Raw genomic sequence first — 17,287 nt, forward strand, 5'->3', positions numbered from 1 at the left:
ATCCGGGCTCAACCGATGAGGTTGCAATTATGCCAAGGAACAACCCATCCGGCAAGCCCAACCCACCGGCTTGGCGATGCTTCGCCTGCATCGCTCCACCGCAATTCCGGATAACAGGAATATGAGCCGTCGTCACCCACCTGCGTCAAGAAGCTGCATTAAATCACGCACGCAGCACCGATTGCTGTCAACCCGCACTACATTTCGCGTTGTTTCAGGTGTGAATGGGCATTGACGGAGGCGTCTAGCGCTTCTTCAGCGTATACACGTAATTGTTGAGTCCCACCTCGACGGTTGTATCGTCGACGAAATGAACGTCGATCTCACAGCCGGTTTCCAAGGTCTTGATTGACGCGCCGGTAAAGCCGAGCGAGGCGGCGAGCGCCTTCGGGTCGGCCTTCTTGTCGCCACGCTGCATCTCGTCGAATGCGCCCTGGAAGATCATATCGGGGCCATAATCGGCCAACTTGTACTGCGGCTTGGCACAGGCAAAGGGGCGCGGCCCCGAGATGCCGTTCGCCTTCAGGACGACCGCCTTGCCCATCAGCCGCTCCCGCTCGGTGCCGTCAGGCTTGCGCTGCGGGTCGGCCCACGGCGCGACCACGGCGGCCGTGAATGTCCAGGTGCCGATGTAAAAGGGATCTGCGGCCGCAGCAGTACCCGCGGTGCCGACAGCGACGAGAAGGCAAACAGTTCCGGCGAATTTCATCCAGGTATCCCCTTGAGTCTTTGGCTTGGACTCGCCTCTTTGCTTCAAGGTTCATCGCGCCCGGCGATATCTCCGCCCGTGAACCGTTGTCTAGGATCGAGCGACCAAGCGTTTGCGAAACGGCCACGCAGATCACGGGCGCCATGGCTGATGGACTGATTGATTCGGGCGCGCCTCAGCACAAGGACGACGGCATGCTTTCTCGCTGCGATCTCATCAAGGGCGCCGCGGTCGCGCTTCTCACCCTCTCGATCCAAGGCGCATGGGCGCAGGAGACCAAGATGAACCTGTTCAAGATCGTCACCATCAAGGACGAAATCGTCGTCGGACTGTCTGCGGAGGAGCTTCAGGCGCTCGGCGGCAATGATGCGAGCGCCGTTGCGCACGCGCTGGCGCAGAAGGGCGACCTTACCGTCTGGCAATACAACGTGCATCGCGGCCCGAACGGCGAATTGCAGCAGGCGCCGACCGCCAAGATCGGGCTGTTGGCCAACGCCTCGCTCCGTGTCGAGCCCTACACGACGCCCTACCAGATTGTACCTCATCCGTAAGCGGTAGACAGGCGCGCCTGCGGCCGAGACCGCAGGCGCGCCGCATTCATCTGCGCCCATCCGCACGCCGTGTCCCCGCCTCCGTCGCAAAGCCGTAGATCAGCGCCAGCCGATCCAGGCATTCGCGAAACCGGCGGCCAAAATAGTCGTTCCAGCGCTGCGTGCGGACGGCACGACGCTGCCCGATCTGATCCATGGTCAGACCCAGCACCAGCACGTCGTGCACCAGCGCGGCGCCGTCGGTGCCGAGTTCGCGCTCGATCCGGTTCAACCGCAGCACCGCCTGACGCTGGCTCTCGGTGACAGGCTCGCGCGTGCCGGTCCCATCGACATATTCGCGGGTCGTATCCACCGCCTGAGGGCCTCGCTCCGCCCGCTCCCAATCGTTCTGGAAGGCGCGCCCACCGCGGTATTGCGCTTCATCGATCTGGTGGTGCGCGTGCAGCCGGCCGAGCGGATCGCTGCGGATCGACCGGATGGCCAGGATCTTTTCGCCGGAATCGAGCGCGAGCGGATTGTCGACCTCCACCTCCGCCACCTCGGCATTGAACGGCACCTCCCGCGACCGCCGGTCGTAGATCTGCGCCAATTTGTAGGACTTGTTACGTCGGGGACGTGCCACTCGGATGCTCCTTGCAAGACTGACGATTGAACGGACGGCGCGGCTTCAGGCGGCGGAGACCAACCTCAGCACGACAGGAGTTGCGATGCGGGCGGACGCAACTCCGGAACGGCGCGTCAGGCGCGCATGCGGTGCGCAATAGCTGGAGCCCGGCTGGCGCGGATGGCCGCAGAAGGCGATGTCCTCCCCATCCTTGTCGCCGCCGTAGGGATAGCGGCAGTCGGCCGCCTCGAGCTCGACCAGCTCGATCAGGCGCGGCTGGACGCCGACGCAGCGCAACTTGACCCGCGCGGCAGGCTTCATTGCGGACTTCGGCGGCAAGTTCAGGTTCGGCAACGCGGAGCGGCGCGGCGAAACCAGAGCCTCGCCCGGCAAAGGCGGTACGATCGACGGGCTCGTCATCCATTCCGGTATAACGAGCCCGAGCCGCTTGGCGCGGCCGACCACCGCGTTGCGCGTGTAAGCCGTTCCGAATCTTGCATTAATCTGCCGTCCGATCTCCGCATAAGACATCCCCTTGAGAAAATAGTCGCGAAGCGCGTCGGAGTGCTCCGACGGCCAATGGCCCGGTTCCATGATGCTGTCCTGTGATGCGCCTCCCCCGACCGCACGATCCGGAGGCGGGACACACATTCCGGTATTCCGAAGCTAGTGTCAAGCAGAAATTCTGATATTCATAATTGCATCAATTCCGAATTTCGGATTACAAGAGACGACACGATGGGCAATCGAGGGAATCACCATGTTGGACGTTGCAATGATCGAGCGGGGCCTGGAGAAGACAGGCAAGAGCAAGGGCGGCCTGGCCGCGGCCATGGGCGTGCGGCCCGGCGCGGTGTCGGAGATCCTCGGCGGCGAGCGCCTGGTGAAGGCGTCGGAAATCATTCCGATCATGGAATATCTCGAGCTCAATCTCGCGCCGATCATGGGCCGCGTCGGGGCCGGCGCCGTGATCGAACCGGATTATGAGCAGGTTCCCCCGGAAGGCCTCGGTGACATCGCGCTGCCCTTCCCGATCATGGAAGAGACCGTCGCCTTCGAGATCGTGGGCGATTCGATGCTGCCCAAATACGAGAGCGGCGACGTGATCGTGGTCTACAAGGACCAGCGTCATCCGCTGTCGAGCTTCTACGGTGAAGAAGCCGTCGTCCGGCTCAAGACCGGCGAACGCTATTTGAAGACCATCGAGCGGGGTAAATCCCCCTCCGTCGTCAATCTCACCAGCTTCAACGCCAAGCCCATCGTCGGCGTCAAGCTCGACTGGGTCGGGGAGATCTGCCTTTCCATGCCCAAGGGGCAGCTCGAACGGCTGCGCGCCAAATCGGCCCGCCCCCGCAAGAAGGGCAAGTAGGCGCTCGAGGATTTCCGTTTTTTAGAAATCCACCTTGACACAATTCCGTTTTTCGGAAATACTCTGCCGCACCCCGACCATGGGGCGCGGCAGGGCCGTTTCATGCAGTATTTCGTCGTAATGATTGACTACGGGCGGCGCGGCCGCGAGGCGGTCGTCGATCCCGAGATCACCAGACGCGAGGTCATCTCCCGCCTCGCCTCGGGTGAGTATCGGAACGTCTCGTTCATCCACGAGATCGTGGAGAACTCGGTCGAGGACGTCACCGAGGCCATCCTGGCCGAAGCAGCCCTTCCACAGATCGAGCCCGAGGACGTCGATCTGCAGGCGATCCGCCTCGATCAGGTCCGCGACCTGCGCGAACACGAACGGACGTGATGCAGGCCGCAGCGGCCTGCATCACGTCCGGACGAATATTACACCAGGAGAACGGTCGACCCCGTCGTCTTGCGCGCGGCGAGATCGGCATGCGCCTTGGCCGCGTCCTTCAGCGGGTAGGTCTGGTGAACCTCGATCTTCACCGCACCGGACTTGACGACGTCGAACAACTCGCCCGCCATCGCCACCAGGTTCTCGCGCTTGGCGGCATAGGTGAACAGCGTCGGCCGGGTGACGTAGAGCGAGCCCTTCTGGGCGAGCAGGCCGAGATTGAGCGGCTCGACTGCGCCTGAGGACTGGCCAAACAGCGCGGCGACGCCGAGCGGTGCAAGGCAATCCAGCGATTTCAGGAACGTGTCCTTGCCGACGGAATCATAGACCACCGGCACCTTCTTGCCGCCGGTGATCTCGTCGACGCGCTTCACGAAATCCTCGCGGGTGTAGATGATCACATGGTCGCAGCCATGCGCTTTGGCGAGCTTCGCCTTCTCGTCGTTGCTGACGGTGCCGATCACGGTCGCGCCGAGATGCTTGGCCCACTGACTCAGGATCGAGCCGACACCGCCGGCCGCGGCGTGGAGCAGGATGGTATCGCCGGCCTTCACCCGATAGGTCTGCCGGATCAGGTACTGCGTCGTCAGCCCCTTCAGCATCATTGCCGCCGCGGTCTTGTCATCGACGCCATCGGGCAGCTTCAAGAGACGGTCGGCGGGGATCAACCGCGCCTCCGAATAGGCACCGAGCGGCGAAGCGCCATAAGCGACGCGATCGCCCGGCTTCAGATCGGTGACACCTGGACCGACCTCCTCGACAACTCCGGCGGCCTCGCTGCCGAGCCCACTCGGCAATTGGGCGGGATAGAGACCTGAACGGTTGTAGATGTCGACGAAGTTGAGACCGACGGCGGTGTGGCGAATGCGCGCCTCGCCAGGTCCCGGCTTGCCGACACTGACCTCTTCCCAGACCAGGACTTCCGGTCCGCCGGTCTTGTGAAAACGAATGGCATGCGTCATGGGCGTTGCTCCCTTATTGTTGCAGTGAAGGTCCGATAACCGGATCGGCCTGTGAAATAGGCATTTGGTCCGCCCGTTACAGTATAGAAGGCGTAACAAGAATGTCACAGCGAACGACAAACGCCCGCCGTTCCGCCTCTGTTCGAAAGAGTTGATGACGGCCTTGGAGCAACCAGCAGTAGCCTTTGCGCGGGGATTGGTGGTCGCCTGCGAAGGAGAGCCGAGATGCCAGCTTATGTACAGCATCATCAGGATATCGAGATCGCGCCTGTGATTTGCCCGACGTGCATGGGGTTCCTGCCAATGTATGTGCGCGAGGTCGAGCCGCATTGGAGCCTTGCCAAGATCGACTTCGTCTATGAATGCGCCGATTGCGGCGCCGAGGTCCGGCAGACGATCCGCAAGCCGGAGCTGCTCCGGAACTGAGCGCGACCGAACCGCTCAACTATTTGCGCTGAACGGAAAAAACGCCGCTCACGCGGATCTGATGTCTCCCAAACGAGGCTTGTTCTTTGCCGTGAACGCAGGCAGAACAAGCCTCAAGCAAGACCTTTGGGAGCGCCATTTCGTGGCTGATCAGAAGGCCTCGACGTCGATCGAGGCAGTGGAGAGCGGCCTCGCCGCGCAGGGCTATATCGCGAGCCGGCAGATCGCGACCGCCGTCTATTTGTCGCAACAGATCGAGAAGCCGATCCTGGTCGAGGGCCCGGCGGGCGTCGGCAAGACGGAGCTCGCCAAGGCGATCGCCGCCTGGCGCGGCATGAAGATGATCCGCCTGCAATGCTACGAGGGCCTCGACGAGGCCAAGGCGCTCTACGAGTGGAAATACGCCAAGCAGCTTCTCTACACGCAGATCCTCAAGGACAAGCTCGGCGAAGTTCTGGGCGGGGCGCAGACGCTGCATGCCGCGCTCGATCAGCTCCACGATTTCGGCGACGTGTTCTTCTCCAAGGAGTTCGTCGAACCGCGGCCGCTGCTCCAGGCGCTGGAGCAGCCGGGCGGCTGCGTGCTGCTGATCGACGAGATCGACAAGTCGGACGCTGAATTCGAGTCGCTGCTGCTGGAAATCCTGTCCGACTTCCAGGTCACGATCCCCGAGCTCGGCACCGTCTCGGCGATCACGCCGCCGACGGTGATCCTCACCTCCAACAGCGAGCGCGACCTGGGCGATGCTCTCAAGCGGCGCTGCCTGCATCTGCATATCGGCTTCCCCGAGCAGCGGCTGGAGGAACGCATCGTCGAAAGCCGCGTGCCCGGCATCTCGCAGGCGCTGCGCCGGCAGATGGTCGGCTTCATCCACGAGATCCGCTCGCTGGACTTGAAGAAGCTGCCCTCGGTCAGCGAGACCATCGATTGGGCGCGCGTCCTGGTGCTGCTCCAGGCGTCGGAGCTCGACACCGATATCGTCAAGGACACCCTTAACGTACTCCTGAAATACGAAGCCGACATCCAGGCAGCCGCGCCGCAGGTGACGACCTTCATTGCCAAGGCGGCCCGGTCCAACGTCTTCGGTTGACGCCGATGCGCGAGAATCTCCATCGTTTCTTTCGGGCGGCACGCGGCGTCGGCGTCCACGTCTCGCCCGCCGAAAGCATCGATGCGATGCGCGCGGTGTCGCAGGTCGGCTTTTCCGACCGGACCATCCTGCGCGACGCGCTGCTGCTGACGCTTGCCAAATCCCAGGACGAGAAGCTCGCGCTCGGCGACTGCTTCGATCTGTTCTTCAGCCAGCCCGAACCGCGGCAGGAGCAGCCCGAGGGCGCCGACCAGGATGCCGCACAGGACGCGGATCAAGCGCCCTCTTCCGGCGCGGCCAGTGATGCCGGCGGCGGTTCACCGCAACAGGAACTCGGGCCACTCGCCCAGATGCTGCTGTCGCAGGATCGCAATGCCATTGCCGCCGCGATCGCCAGCGCGGCGGGCGCCGCCTCGCTCTCCGACATCCGCTATTCCACGCAGCGCGGCATCTTCTCCAGCCGCATCCTCGATGCCATGGGCCTTCAGCGCCTGCGCGACGAGCTCGACCAGCTGACCGCAACCAATCCCGCACTGGCCGAACGCCTGCGCGCCGCGCTCGATGGTTTGCGCGAGGCGGTACGCGACACGGTCTCACAGGGACTTGCGCTTTATGCCCGCGAGGAGGCCGAAAACCTCCGCAACGAGATCCTGCGCAACGCGCCGCTCGCGCGCATCGAGCGGCGCCAGGTCGCCGAGATGCGGGCCCTCATACGCCAGATCGCCCGCCGCTTGCGCGAGCGCTACTCAAAACCGCGCAAGCGCCAGCGACGCGGCCATCTCGACGTCCGCCGCACGCTGCGCCGCAACGCGGCCTGGGGCGGCGTTCCCTTCCTCACCGCGTGGAAGCGCAAGCACCGCGACCGGCCGAAGATCGTGGCGCTCTGCGACGTCTCGGGCTCGGTCGCACAGGTCTCTGATTTCTTCCTGCTGCTGATCCATTCCCTGCACGAGGTCGTCGACGACGTCCGCTCCTTCGCCTTCTCCTCGCATCTGATCGAGGTCAGCGACATCCTGGAATCGAAGTCGCCGGAAGAAGCGATGGCCGAGATCATGTCCAAGGTGGGCTTCGGCTCGTCGGACTACGGCTCTTCGCTGGTCGATTTCGAGAAGGATTTCATGAGCACGCTGACACCGCAGACCACGGTGATCGTGCTTGGCGACGCCCGCAGCAACAACCTCGATCCGCGCGCCGACATCCTGCGCCGGATTTCCGAGCGATCGAAACGGGTGGTCTGGCTCAATCCCGAGGGACGGCTTGCCTGGGGCTTTGGCGATTCCGAGATGCCGCGCTATGCGACCTTTTGCAGCGTCGTGCGCCAATGCGCCACCGCGCAGCAGCTCGAGCGCGCGGTGTCTGACATCGTGGCGACTTATCAGTAGGCGGCGACGACGACCTCTCGCGTCAGGCGGCGGTCAACTCGGCCTGGATGAGATTGCACTCCCGAAAGTGATACGCAATTTCGTCGAGCGCGCGCTGCTCCCACTCCTGGGCCTGTGCCAGCCAGAACAGCCTGCGCTCAGAATCGAGCGCAGCGCGCTCGCGACACAGGGATTCCTGACTGCGAATTTCCACCAGCCTGTTCATGCACTCCACTCCTGCCGTGTGAAGCCATTCCCCGCGAATCAACGTAACAGAGTCCCGAGCTCCTCGCCTCATGATTTCTGTGCATATCGCGACGCAGAATGGGACAGCGATGCTTCCCGTGCACCGCGGCAGTTCGCAGCGCAACATCAAATGTGGATCATCAATTAGTGATTGTCGGGACGATATTCCTGCGCGAACGATCTTAATTCCTGTGGCCGCAATGAAGTGCCGCAATTTGTGAAGAGATGTTCTAAACAGCTGACCGAATTCCCGACTCATTGTCGTCGCACGGTCTTCATGCGGCGCCGCTAACAGGGGCACGCAAACCGGACTATCGCCTGAGGCAGCATGAGCAACGATTTCGACGTCGATCTTTCATCCGACCAGTGGGAAGCGCTGAAGGCGCTTCGCAACCCGGTGTCGAACGGTCGCCTCGCGAAGGCCTATCTCGTCGGAAGCCTCGTCAAGCTCGGGCTCGTTGTCATGAATGATGGCGTGCCTGCGATGACTCCCGCTGGACGCAAGGTGCTGGTGCGCGGATCGTGTCGGCTGCTGGATCTCGTGGCGTGACGGGATCGCCTGCTGCCGCGTAACTGCGCCATCGCCTGAAAAATAATCTTTAGCTCCTCGCCGAAATCGGATTTGCTTCTTGCGACAGGATCCGGCGCGCAACGACGCAGTGCCGGACGGGCAAGGGAGCTGATCATGAACGGGCTCGGCGGGCTGAACAAATCTCCCAACGGCGTGGTCGTCGGACTTGTGCAGCTTCAACTGCCGAATGTCGTGACTCCGGCCGATCTGGCCAGGCAGACCGAGCGCATCGTCTGGATGGTCGGCAAGGCGCGCCGCAATCTCTCCACCATGGATCTGGTGGTGTTCCCCGAATATTCGTTGCACGGCCTCTCGATGGACACCAATCCGGAGATCATGTGCCGGCTCGATGGACCGGAGGTCGCGGCCTTCAAGCGGGCCTGTGTCGACAACAAGATCTGGGGCTGCTTCTCCATCATGGAGTTCAACCCGCACGGCAATCCATACAATTCCGGCCTGATCATCGACGATCACGGCGAGATCAAGCTCTACTACCGCAAACTTCATCCTTGGATTCCGGTCGAGCCATGGGAGCCCGGCGATATCGGCATTCCCGTGATCGAGGGTCCGAAGGGTGCGAAGATCGCATTGATCATCTGCCATGACGGCATGTTCCCGGAGATGGCGCGCGAATGCGCCTATAAGGGCGCCGAGATCATGATCCGCACTGCCGGTTACACCGCGCCGATCCGCGACGCCTGGCGCTTCACCAATCAGGCCAATTCGTTCCAGAACCTGATGGTCACGGCGAATGTCTGCATGTGCGGCTCGGACGGCTCGTTCGATTCCATGGGCGAAGGCATGATCGTCAATTTCGACGGCACCGTGCTGGCGCATGGCACCACCGGCCGCGCCGACGAGATCATCACCGCCGAGGTGCGGCCCGACCTCGTGCGCGAGGCGCGCATCAACTGGGGCGTCGAGAACAACATCTACCAGCTTTGGCACCGCGGCTATGTCGCGGTGAAGGGCGGCGCGATGGACTGCCCCTACACGTTCATGCAGGACATGGTCGCAGGCACCTTCCGCCTGCCATGGGAAGACCAGGTCAAGGTGACCGACGGCACCTCCTGCGGCTTCCCCGCCCCGACGCGGATGTTCGGCGCCCGGACGGCCAAGGCGGCGGAATGACTCCGAACCCGACCGACCGCGCGTTCTAGGCAGGCGGCCTGAAGACAATGCAAACGGGGCTTCCGACCTTCACGGTCTGGTCCGTTCGAACGAGGCGGCCGGTGTCGGCATTTCGGCTGAACAGAACGGCCGTGTCGCTGTCTTCATTCGCCACAAACAGGAATCTGCCTGAAGCATCCAGCGTGAAGAAGCGCGGTGTCTTGCCACCGCTCGCGGTCCAATCGACGGGACTCAACCGTCCGCTCGCAGCATCGATAGAAAAGATCGCGATGCTGTCGTCGCCGCGATTCGAGGCATAGACGAAGCGTCCGTCTGCCGACACGGCGATCTCGGCGGCGCGGCTGTTCCCCGTGAAGGCATCCGGAACCGCGGAGACGATCTGGAACGGGGCAAGCGCGCCGGTGGCCGGATCAAAATGGTAAGCCGTGACGGTCGAGTCCAATTCGTTGACGACATAAGCAAGCTTGCCGCCGGGATGAAACGCGACGTGGCGCGGCCCGGCGCCCTCGCGCGTCTGCACCGGTTTGGTCGCCTGCACGAGCTTTCCGGCCCCGGCATCGATCCGATAGGTGAAAATCAGATCGAGCCCCTTGTCCGGCACGACGATGAATACGCCTGACGGATCGAACTCGACCTGATGCGGCTTGGCAAACGGCTGCTCCACCCGATGCGGCCCGATCTTGCCCTCCAGCTTGACCAGATCGATCACGGCACCGAGCGAGCCGTCGTCCCGGCGCGGCAATAGTGCGAGCGTGGAGGTAATGTGATTGGCGACCACGACGAACCGGTTGCCCGGATCGACGGCGAGATGGACGGGGTTTTTCCCTTCGGTACTCTGGCGGTTGATCACGCTGAGCTTGCCGCTCACAGGGTCGATCGCCATGGCGGTGATGTCGCTGAGATCGCCATGCACGGTGTAGAGAAACCGGCGCGTCCTGTCGAAGGCGAGGAACGAAGGATTGACGAGATCACCGAGCAATTGGACGTGGCGCCAGACCCCCGTCGCATTGTCCATCACATAGACGTTGAGCCCGTCGCCGCGGGCATTGCGCTCCTTCGTGGTGCGCGCGCCGACATAGACGAATGAGCGAGAGCCTTCGATCATGATGTCCCCCTTGTGGGCTCCCAGTGTTTGCGCTGATGCTGCGGGTATTGCAGAGGTCACGGCACCGGCGGCGATAAGCTGCGCGAACATACGCCGCGACAGGCTCGCCCGATCGGCGCAGACAGGCGAGGCATCGCGTCCAACAGAATGTCCCGGCGTCACGGCTCCTCCCATATTGCTTTTTATTTTTTAAAACACAATTTTACAGCTCGCGCAAGGACCGCCCCAGCGACCGCTTGTGCCGCGCCCGCCGTTGGGCGAAATCTTGCCAATCAGGACCAGCCCGAGTCGCCAATGCCACGCCCCAATCTCGCGACCCAGATGACCGCACGGATTCTCGATTACATCCGCGCCAACGGCTTGCAGGCCGAACAGCATCTGCCGAGCCAGACGCTCGCGGACGCACTGCGGGTGTCGCGCGCGCCGATCAACGCGGCGCTCCAGATCCTCGAAGACATGAAGGTTGTGCGCTCCGAGCCCAACCGCGGCTTCTTCCTGGTCAAGGGCGCCGGCGAGCTTCCCGATCTGCCCGATGCGGAAGACACCGAGCCGGAGCGCGAGGACGAATGGTATTTCGCCATCGCAGAGGACCGCCTCGCAGGAAAGCTTCCGGACAAGGTCAGCGAGAACGAGCTGATGCGCCGCTACGGCCTCTCGCGCACCCGCCTGCTGAAGATTCTCACGAAAATAGCCGATGAAGGCTGGATCGAACGCCTGCCCGGCAACGGCTGGGCATTCGGCCCGCTCCTCACCTCCCGCGAGAGCTATCAGCAGGGCTACCAACTGCGCGTCGCGCTCGAGCCGCAGGCATTGCTGCTGCCGAGCTTCGAGATCGATCGCGCGGCCTTTGCGGCCGCACGCGAGCAGCAGCAATGGCTGCTCGATGGCGCCTACAAGCGCGCATCGCGCTCGGAGATATTCGCCGCCAACGCCGAGTTCCACGAGATGCTCGTCGGCTGCGCACGCAATCCGTTCTTTCTCGACGCGGTCAAGCGCGTGAACCGGCTGCGCCGGCTCGTGGAGTACCGCATCACGGTGGACCGCAGCCGTCTTCCGATCCAGTGCCGCGAGCACATCAACATCCTGACTTTGCTGGAAAAAGGCCTGCGACAGGAGGCGTCCGACTTCCTCCGCGTCCACATCGAGGGCGCCGGCCTGATCAAGGTCCCCAAGGTCTGATTCAGGCCTTATTGCATTTTATATTATAAAATGCATATATGCCCGCAAGGCGCCCGCCTGCGGGGAAGGCTGGCGTTGCCCGACAAGCCCCAGAAACGCAGCCAGGGAACGCGCCAATGTCCGCCACCACAGCGACCATCGAGCAATCCACCATGCGCAAGGTGCTTTGGCGCATCGTGCCCTATTGCTTCGGCCTCTACGTCATCTCCTATCTCGACCGCGCCAATATCGGCTATGCGGCGCTCCAGATGAACAAGGAGCTCGCACTGACGAGCGAAGCCTTCGGCTTTGCCGCCGGCATCTTCTTCATCGGCTATTTCCTGTTCGAGGTGCCGAGCAACGTCGCCCTCAACAAATACGGCGCGCGCATCTGGATCTCCCGCATCCTGATCAGCTGGGGCATCGTCGCCACCGCAACCGCCTTCGTGCAGAGCGCGATGCAGCTCTACATCCTGCGCTTCCTGCTCGGCGTCGCCGAAGCTGGCTTCTTCCCCGGGATCATCATCTATCTGACCTACTGGTTCCGCACCAAGGAGCAGGCCACGACGGTGGCGCTGTTCACCGCCGCCATTCCGGTCTCCTACCTGATCGGCGCGCCCCTCAGCACCTGGATCATGGACCACGTCGGAGGCCTGGGCCTGAGCGGATGGCGCTGGATGCTGCTGCTCGAAGGCGGTCCCGCGATCATCGCCGGTATCCTCAACTATTTCATCATGACCGATCGTCCTGAGCAGGCGAAGTGGCTGACGCAGCAGGAGCGCGACTGGCTTGTCGATGAGCTGCGCAAGGACCAGACCGGCCGACGCAACGTGCAGCATCTCGGAATCATCGCCGCCATCACCAACCCGAAAGTGCTGTTCCTGTCGGTGATCTATTTCATCTACCAGGTCGGCAATCTCGGCATCGGAATGTGGATGCCGCAGATCATCAAGGGCCTGTCGTCGACGCTGACGAATTTCGAGGTCGGACTCATTGCCATGCTGCCCTACGCCTTTGCCACCGTGGTCATGGTGTTGTGGTCGCGCAATTCCGATCGTACCGGCGAGCGGCAGAAGCATTCGGCGATCCCGCTGCTCTGGGGCGCCGCCGCGCTTGCGCTCACGGGGCTCGTGGTTCAGCCCGCCATCGCCATGACGCTGATCTCGCTGTCGCTCGCGGGCATCTACGCCTTCAAGTCGCCGTTCTGGTCGTTGCCCGGCCTGTTCCTGACGCGCTCGACGGCGGCGGTATCGATCGCGGCGATCAACTCGATCGGCAATCTCGGCGGCTTCGCCGGCCCCTACGCCATCGGCGCCATCAAGGACTGGACCGGCAGCGCCTATGGCGGGCTGCTGTTCCTCAGCGGCTTGCTGTTCGTGTCGTTCCTGATGACCTGGTTCGCACGGATGGAGAACGCGGACGAGACAGAGACACAACCAGCCGAGCAACACGCCTGATCTCGCAGCCAGGATGAGATGATGACCGCCTTCGCAACGCTTATCATGGGGTCGCAGACCTACCGCATCGCCGACATCACGGCCGCGGCGGGCGAGGGCCTGCTTCGCTTGCCCATGATCCTGCGGATCCTGCTCGAGAACGTGCTGCGCAACGGCGGCGAGGAACGGGATGCATCCGTTGCCGCGATCCTCGGCTGGCTCGCCAATGGGCGCAGTGACCGCGAGATCGCGTTCCAGCCCTCGCGCGTTCTCATGCACGACACGACTTGCGGTCCCGCGCTGGTCGATATCGCGGGCCTGCGCGCCTCGCTCGCGGAAGCCGGCGGCGATCCCAACCGCCTCAATCCGGTCCTTCCCGTCGACGTCTCGACCGACCACTCGCTCGGCGTCGACGTATTCGGGCGCCCCGACGCGATGAAGCTGAACATGGCGCAGGAGCTCAAGCGCAATGGCGAGCGCTATCGCTTCATGAAATGGGCAAGCCAGGCGCTCGACGGAGTCCGCGTGCATCCGCCGGGCACCGGCATCATGCACACGCTGAACCTCGAGCGCCTCGCGAGCGTCGTGACGACCACGACTCGTGACGGTCAGCTCTGGGCCGTGCCCGACACGCTGATCGGCACCGACAGCCACACGCCCATGATCAACGGCATCGGCGTGCTCGCCTGGGGCGTCGGCGGGCTCGAGGCTGAAAGCGTGATGTTCGGCATGCCCGTGACCATGCGGGTCCCCGAGGTGGTCGGCGTCCGCCTGACGGGACGCTTGCGCGAGGGCGTGCTGGCAACCGATCTCGCGCTGACCGTCACCGAACGCCTGCGGCGGATCGATCTTGCCGATCGCTTCGTCGAGTTCTTCGGCCCCGGAGTCTCCGCGCTCTCGGCCGGCGACCGTGCCGTCGTCGCCAATATGACGCCGGAGTTCGGCGGCAACTCGGGCTACTTCCCAATCGACGAACGGACGGTCGACTATCTCGGGCAGACCGGCCGGTCGCGCGAGCAGCTCGCTTTGGTCGAGGCCTATGCGCGCCGCCAACAGCTCTGGTTCGATCCGGCCGCCGAGCCCCGCTACACCGAGACGGTCACCATCGACCTCGATGAAGTCGAGGTGAGCCTCGCCGGCCCTCGCCGCCCGCAGGACCGTATTGCGGCCGGCAGGACGGCCGAGGCACTCGGCCTGGAGCGCCGCGCGGCGACCGCAGACACGGATCGCGCGCGCCCACCAGCCGACGGAGCGGTTGCGATCGCCGCGATCACGAGCTGCACCAACACATCAGACGCACGCCTCCTGATTGCCGCGGGTCTCCTGGCCCGCAAGGCGCACCAGCGCGGGCTCAGGCCGCCGTCCTGGGTCAAGACCTCGCTCGCGCCGGGCTCGCCGACGGCCGAGCGCTATCTGATGCGTTCCGGTCTGCTCGACGATCTCAAGACGCTGGGCTTTGGCATCGTCGGCTACGGTTGCACGACCTGCATCGGCAATTCAGGTCCTCTGGCCCCCGCAATGGCACAAGCGCTCGCCGGAGGTCACATCACGCCCGTCGCCGTGCTGTCAGGTAACCGCAACTTTCCCGGCCGCGTGCATTCGCAGATCGAGCTCGCGTTTCTCGCGTCACCCCCGCTCGTCATCGCCTTTGCTCTCGCCGGCGACGTCAGCCGCAACATCCTGCAAGACCCGATCGGGCGCGACGATGCCGGTGTGGACGTGCGCCTTGCGGATCTCTGGCCGACCGGCCCTGAGATCGACGCGGCGCTCGCCCGCGCCCGGGAAGCAAGCGATTTTGGCCGCGCCTATGACGCGGCCGAAGCGAGCGCCGACTGGGCCGCCTTCGAGGCCCCTGACACGGCGCTGTTTCCTTGGGACGACGCCTCGACCTACATTCGCCGCCCGCCCTTTGCGGATTTCGGCCAGGGCACGCGTCTCGGACACTATGCGGCAACGCCCCTGCTGGTGCTCGGCGACGACATCACCACCGACCACATCTCACCGGCAGGAGCGATCGGAGCGAGCAGCGAGGCGGCCCGCTATCTCGTCGCGCGTGGCGAGGATGCGCAAGACCTGAACGTCTTCGCCTCACGCCGCGGCAACTGGGAGGTGATGCTGCGCGGACTCTTCACCAACAAGAGCGTGCGCAATCTGCTCGATCCCAACCTACCGCCCGGACAGACGATCCTCGCAGGCACCCGTGAACGCCTCCCGCTACGTCTCGCGGCCGACCGCTATGCACAGGAGGGACGCCCCGCCGTCATCGTGGCCGGCGAACGCTACGGCATGGGCTCCTCGCGCGATTGGGCAGCGAAGGGCGTCGCCCTGCTCGGCGCGCGCGCGGTGCTGGCACTGAGCTTCGAGCGAATTCATCGCTCCAATCTGATCGGCATGGGCATCCTGCCGCTGCGCCTGCCGGCGGATCGTCGGCCGCAAACGCTCGGGCTGAAAGCGGACGACATGATCGAGATCGAGGCGTCCGTCGAAGCTCTCGCGCCGCGCGCCGCAATCGAGGTTCGGATCCTGCGGGACGGCACCGAGATCGACCGCTTCACGGCCATCGCCGCGGTCGAGACCAATCTGGAATGCGAGACCCTGCGCGTCGGCGGACTGCTGCCGCTGATCCTGCGCCGGCATTCGCCTGAGCCTACCGGGCAGGCCCTTGGGCTGCCTTCCCGACGGCCCGCTGGCGCGCCGGTTTGAGCGGCCTGAACGGCAAATTCCCGGTTTCCGGGAGGTAACCGCGACATTCTGGCACGGTTGTTGCTCCTTTTTTGGACGACGGAAACGTCGTCAGAAACGGGGAGTTTTCATGTCGACCATTGCCGCGGCTCCGGCCGCCGAGTCCAAGCCGCTCTATACCTCGCTGTTCGTCCAGGTCTTGGCCGCGCTGGTGCTCGGCGTCATCCTGGGAATGGCCGTCCCGGACTTCGCGATCGGACTCAAGATCCTCAGCGACGCCTTCCTGAAGCTGATCTCGATGATCGTGGCGCCGATCGTGTTCTGCGTCGTCGTGCATGGCATCGCCGGCGCCGGTGACCTCAAGAAGGTCGGGCGGGTCGGCGTCAAGGCGCTGGTCTACTTCGAGGTCATGACGACGGTGGCGCTCGTGGTCGGCCTGCTGCTCGCCTATCTCTTCGGCCCCGGCCACGGCATGAACATCGATCCGTCGACGCTGGATGCCAAGGCGCTCAACACCTATGCCGACAACGCCCACAAGCTGTCCGGCGGCGGCATCGGCGCCTTTCTGATGAACGTGATCCCGACCACCTCCTTCGATGCGCTGTCGCGCAACGACGTGCTGCAGGTGCTGTTCTTCGCCGTGCTGTTCGGGGTCGGCCTTGCGCTGGTCGGCGGCGAGAAGGGCGCGCTCGTTACCTCCATCATCGACGCGGCCTCCACCGTGCTGTTCCGCGTGATGGGACTGATCGTGCGTGTCGCCCCGCTCGGCGTGCTCGGCGCGGTCGCCTACACCGTCGGCAAGTACGGCGTCGGCTCGCTGAAGCAGCTCGTGTCGCTGGTGATGTTGTTCTACGTCTCCGTCGGCATCTTCGTGTTGGGCGTGCTCGGCGGCGTCATGGCGCTTGCCGGAATCAACATTCTTAAATTCCTCGCCTATCTGCGCGAGGAGCTGACCATCGTGCTCGCGACGGCGTCCTCGGACGCGGTGCTGCCCCAGATCATGAAGAAGCTGGAGCGCATGGGCGTGAAGGATTCCATCGTCGGCCTCGTGATCCCGACCGGCTATTCCTTCAACCTCGACGCCTTCTCGATCTACCTGACGCTTGCCGTCGTGTTCATCGCCCAGGCGACCAACACGCCGCTCTCGTTCGGCGACCTCCTGCTGGTGCTCGGCGTCTCGCTCATCACGTCGAAGGGCGCGCATGGCGTGCCGGGCTCAGCCATCGTGATCCTGGCCGCGACGCTGAACGCGGTGCCGAGCATCCCCGCGATCGGCCTCGTGCTGGTCCTCTCGGTCGACTGGTTCATCGGCATGGCCCGCGCGCTCGGCAACCTCGTCGGCAACTGCGTGGCGACGGTCGTGGTGGCGGCCTGGGAAGGCGATCTCGACAGCGCCAAGGCGGCCAAGGTGCTCGAAGGCGGCGAACTCGTAGACGTGACGGCGGGATAACCCCGCG

At 63.9% G+C, this 17,287-nt stretch carries 18 protein-coding genes; 12 read left to right on the forward strand and 6 right to left on the reverse strand.

Annotated elements, in window-relative coordinates:
* Nucleotides 1–244 precede the first annotated feature (244 nt).
* Nucleotides 245–709 carry a hypothetical protein gene (locus JQ635_RS11010; RefSeq protein ID WP_211409890.1) on the reverse strand — a complete coding sequence of 155 codons (465 nt, stop codon included), beginning with the start codon at nucleotides 707–709 and terminating at the stop codon, nucleotides 245–247.
* 194 nt (nucleotides 710–903) lie between these two features.
* On the opposite strand from JQ635_RS11010, the gene JQ635_RS11015 reads away from it, so the two are divergent.
* Nucleotides 904–1,260 (forward strand): hypothetical protein, encoded by a 357-nt coding sequence (locus JQ635_RS11015; RefSeq protein ID WP_100232835.1) that lies wholly within the window; start codon nucleotides 904–906, stop codon nucleotides 1,258–1,260.
* Between the two features lie 46 nt (nucleotides 1,261–1,306).
* Here JQ635_RS11015 and JQ635_RS11020 read toward each other — a convergent pair whose 3' ends face one another.
* Nucleotides 1,307–1,882 carry a hypothetical protein gene (locus JQ635_RS11020; RefSeq protein WP_211409891.1) on the reverse strand — a complete coding sequence of 192 codons (576 nt, stop codon included), beginning with the start codon at nucleotides 1,880–1,882 and terminating at the stop codon, nucleotides 1,307–1,309.
* 45 nt (nucleotides 1,883–1,927) lie between these two features.
* A complete protein-coding gene (locus JQ635_RS11025; protein WP_211409892.1) occupies nucleotides 1,928–2,458 on the reverse strand; it encodes a GcrA family cell cycle regulator in 531 nt (176 codons plus the stop codon).
* A gap of 166 nt (nucleotides 2,459–2,624) precedes the next feature.
* Here JQ635_RS11025 and JQ635_RS11030 point away from each other — a divergent pair, with 166 nt between their 5' ends.
* Both JQ635_RS11030 and JQ635_RS11035 read left to right on the forward strand, forming a co-directional pair.
* Nucleotides 2,625–3,233 (forward strand): S24 family peptidase, encoded by a 609-nt coding sequence (locus JQ635_RS11030; protein ID WP_018644790.1) that lies wholly within the window; start codon nucleotides 2,625–2,627, stop codon nucleotides 3,231–3,233.
* A 102-nt stretch (nucleotides 3,234–3,335) separates the two neighbouring features.
* On the forward strand, nucleotides 3,336–3,611 hold the full coding sequence (locus tag JQ635_RS11035; protein WP_211409893.1) for a hypothetical protein: 276 nt from the start codon (nucleotides 3,336–3,338) through the stop codon (nucleotides 3,609–3,611).
* 38 nt (nucleotides 3,612–3,649) lie between these two features.
* Here the strand turns inward: JQ635_RS11035 and JQ635_RS11040 are convergent, their stop codons facing one another.
* The gene (locus JQ635_RS11040; protein ID WP_211409894.1) at nucleotides 3,650–4,624 is read right to left on the reverse strand and encodes a quinone oxidoreductase family protein; all 975 of its coding nucleotides are present in this window, start codon (nucleotides 4,622–4,624) and stop codon (nucleotides 3,650–3,652) included.
* A 225-nt stretch (nucleotides 4,625–4,849) separates the two neighbouring features.
* On the opposite strand from JQ635_RS11040, the gene JQ635_RS11045 reads away from it, so the two are divergent.
* The 3 genes from JQ635_RS11045 to JQ635_RS11055 all read left to right on the forward strand — a co-directional run bounded on the left by JQ635_RS11045 (nucleotide 4,850) and on the right by JQ635_RS11055 (nucleotide 7,522).
* The gene (locus JQ635_RS11045) at nucleotides 4,850–5,050 is read left to right on the forward strand and encodes a hypothetical protein (RefSeq protein WP_092022653.1); all 201 of its coding nucleotides are present in this window, start codon (nucleotides 4,850–4,852) and stop codon (nucleotides 5,048–5,050) included.
* A gap of 142 nt (nucleotides 5,051–5,192) precedes the next feature.
* Complete coding sequence (locus JQ635_RS11050; RefSeq protein WP_211409895.1) at nucleotides 5,193–6,140, forward strand: AAA family ATPase; 948 nt, start codon at nucleotides 5,193–5,195, stop codon at nucleotides 6,138–6,140.
* Between the two features lie 5 nt (nucleotides 6,141–6,145).
* Nucleotides 6,146–7,522 (forward strand): vWA domain-containing protein, encoded by a 1,377-nt coding sequence (locus JQ635_RS11055; RefSeq protein WP_211409896.1) that lies wholly within the window; start codon nucleotides 6,146–6,148, stop codon nucleotides 7,520–7,522.
* Nucleotides 7,523–7,544: 22 nt separating this feature from the next.
* Here JQ635_RS11055 and JQ635_RS11060 read toward each other — a convergent pair whose 3' ends face one another.
* Nucleotides 7,545–7,727: a hypothetical protein gene (locus JQ635_RS11060; protein ID WP_211409897.1), complete on the reverse strand. Its 183-nt coding sequence runs from the start codon at nucleotides 7,725–7,727 to the stop codon at nucleotides 7,545–7,547.
* Between the two features lie 348 nt (nucleotides 7,728–8,075).
* Here JQ635_RS11060 and JQ635_RS11065 point away from each other — a divergent pair, with 348 nt between their 5' ends.
* Together JQ635_RS11065 and JQ635_RS11070 are read left to right on the forward strand one after the other, a co-directional pair.
* Complete coding sequence (locus JQ635_RS11065) at nucleotides 8,076–8,297, forward strand: hypothetical protein (RefSeq protein ID WP_211409898.1); 222 nt, start codon at nucleotides 8,076–8,078, stop codon at nucleotides 8,295–8,297.
* Nucleotides 8,298–8,432: 135 nt separating this feature from the next.
* Nucleotides 8,433–9,449: a formamidase gene (locus tag JQ635_RS11070; protein WP_211409899.1), complete on the forward strand. Its 1,017-nt coding sequence runs from the start codon at nucleotides 8,433–8,435 to the stop codon at nucleotides 9,447–9,449.
* A 25-nt stretch (nucleotides 9,450–9,474) separates the two neighbouring features.
* Here the strand turns inward: JQ635_RS11070 and JQ635_RS11075 are convergent, their stop codons facing one another.
* Nucleotides 9,475–10,554: a lactonase family protein gene (locus tag JQ635_RS11075; protein WP_246583452.1), complete on the reverse strand. Its 1,080-nt coding sequence runs from the start codon at nucleotides 10,552–10,554 to the stop codon at nucleotides 9,475–9,477.
* 294 nt (nucleotides 10,555–10,848) lie between these two features.
* Between JQ635_RS11075 and JQ635_RS11080 the strand changes: the two genes are divergently transcribed.
* From JQ635_RS11080 to JQ635_RS11095, 4 genes are all read left to right on the forward strand, one after another.
* A complete protein-coding gene (locus JQ635_RS11080) occupies nucleotides 10,849–11,733 on the forward strand; it encodes a GntR family transcriptional regulator (RefSeq protein WP_211409901.1) in 885 nt (294 codons plus the stop codon).
* A gap of 116 nt (nucleotides 11,734–11,849) precedes the next feature.
* Nucleotides 11,850–13,169 carry an MFS transporter gene (locus JQ635_RS11085; protein ID WP_211409902.1) on the forward strand — a complete coding sequence of 440 codons (1,320 nt, stop codon included), beginning with the start codon at nucleotides 11,850–11,852 and terminating at the stop codon, nucleotides 13,167–13,169.
* Nucleotides 13,170–13,190: 21 nt separating this feature from the next.
* Nucleotides 13,191–15,851, forward strand: coding sequence for an aconitate hydratase AcnA (acnA, locus tag JQ635_RS11090; protein ID WP_211409903.1), 2,661 nt, complete (start codon nucleotides 13,191–13,193; stop codon nucleotides 15,849–15,851).
* Between the two features lie 109 nt (nucleotides 15,852–15,960).
* A complete protein-coding gene (locus JQ635_RS11095) occupies nucleotides 15,961–17,280 on the forward strand; it encodes a dicarboxylate/amino acid:cation symporter (protein WP_211409904.1) in 1,320 nt (439 codons plus the stop codon).
* The last annotated feature ends 7 nt before the right edge of the window (nucleotides 17,281–17,287 follow it).

Source organism: Bradyrhizobium iriomotense, from assembly GCF_018130765.1.
Taxonomy (GTDB): Bacteria; Pseudomonadota; Alphaproteobacteria; order Rhizobiales; family Xanthobacteraceae; genus Bradyrhizobium; species Bradyrhizobium iriomotense_A.

Excerpts from the sequence above, each read along its gene's own strand:
- JQ635_RS11010 (WP_211409890.1), bottom strand. The coding sequence starts at position 709 with ATGAAATTCGCCGGAACTGTTTGCCTTCTCGTCGCTGTCGGCACCGCG.
- JQ635_RS11015 (WP_100232835.1), top strand. The coding sequence starts at position 904 with ATGCTTTCTCGCTGCGATCTCATCAAGGGCGCCGCGGTCGCGCTTCTC.
- JQ635_RS11025 (WP_211409892.1), bottom strand. The coding sequence starts at position 2,458 with ATGGAACCGGGCCATTGGCCGTCGGAGCACTCCGACGCGCTTCGCGAC.
- JQ635_RS11030 (WP_018644790.1), top strand. The coding sequence starts at position 2,625 with ATGTTGGACGTTGCAATGATCGAGCGGGGCCTGGAGAAGACAGGCAAG.
- JQ635_RS11035 (WP_211409893.1), top strand. The coding sequence starts at position 3,336 with ATGCAGTATTTCGTCGTAATGATTGACTACGGGCGGCGCGGCCGCGAG.
- JQ635_RS11040 (WP_211409894.1), bottom strand. The coding sequence starts at position 4,624 with ATGACGCATGCCATTCGTTTTCACAAGACCGGCGGACCGGAAGTCCTG.
- JQ635_RS11045 (WP_092022653.1), top strand. The coding sequence starts at position 4,850 with ATGCCAGCTTATGTACAGCATCATCAGGATATCGAGATCGCGCCTGTG.
- JQ635_RS11055 (WP_211409896.1), top strand. The coding sequence starts at position 6,146 with ATGCGCGAGAATCTCCATCGTTTCTTTCGGGCGGCACGCGGCGTCGGC.
- JQ635_RS11060 (WP_211409897.1), bottom strand. The coding sequence starts at position 7,727 with ATGAACAGGCTGGTGGAAATTCGCAGTCAGGAATCCCTGTGTCGCGAG.
- JQ635_RS11065 (WP_211409898.1), top strand. The coding sequence starts at position 8,076 with ATGAGCAACGATTTCGACGTCGATCTTTCATCCGACCAGTGGGAAGCG.
- JQ635_RS11070 (WP_211409899.1), top strand. The coding sequence starts at position 8,433 with ATGAACGGGCTCGGCGGGCTGAACAAATCTCCCAACGGCGTGGTCGTC.
- JQ635_RS11075 (WP_246583452.1), bottom strand. The coding sequence starts at position 10,554 with ATGATCGAAGGCTCTCGCTCATTCGTCTATGTCGGCGCGCGCACCACG.
- JQ635_RS11080 (WP_211409901.1), top strand. The coding sequence starts at position 10,849 with ATGCCACGCCCCAATCTCGCGACCCAGATGACCGCACGGATTCTCGAT.
- JQ635_RS11085 (WP_211409902.1), top strand. The coding sequence starts at position 11,850 with ATGTCCGCCACCACAGCGACCATCGAGCAATCCACCATGCGCAAGGTG.
- acnA (WP_211409903.1), top strand. The coding sequence starts at position 13,191 with ATGACCGCCTTCGCAACGCTTATCATGGGGTCGCAGACCTACCGCATC.
- JQ635_RS11095 (WP_211409904.1), top strand. The coding sequence starts at position 15,961 with ATGTCGACCATTGCCGCGGCTCCGGCCGCCGAGTCCAAGCCGCTCTAT.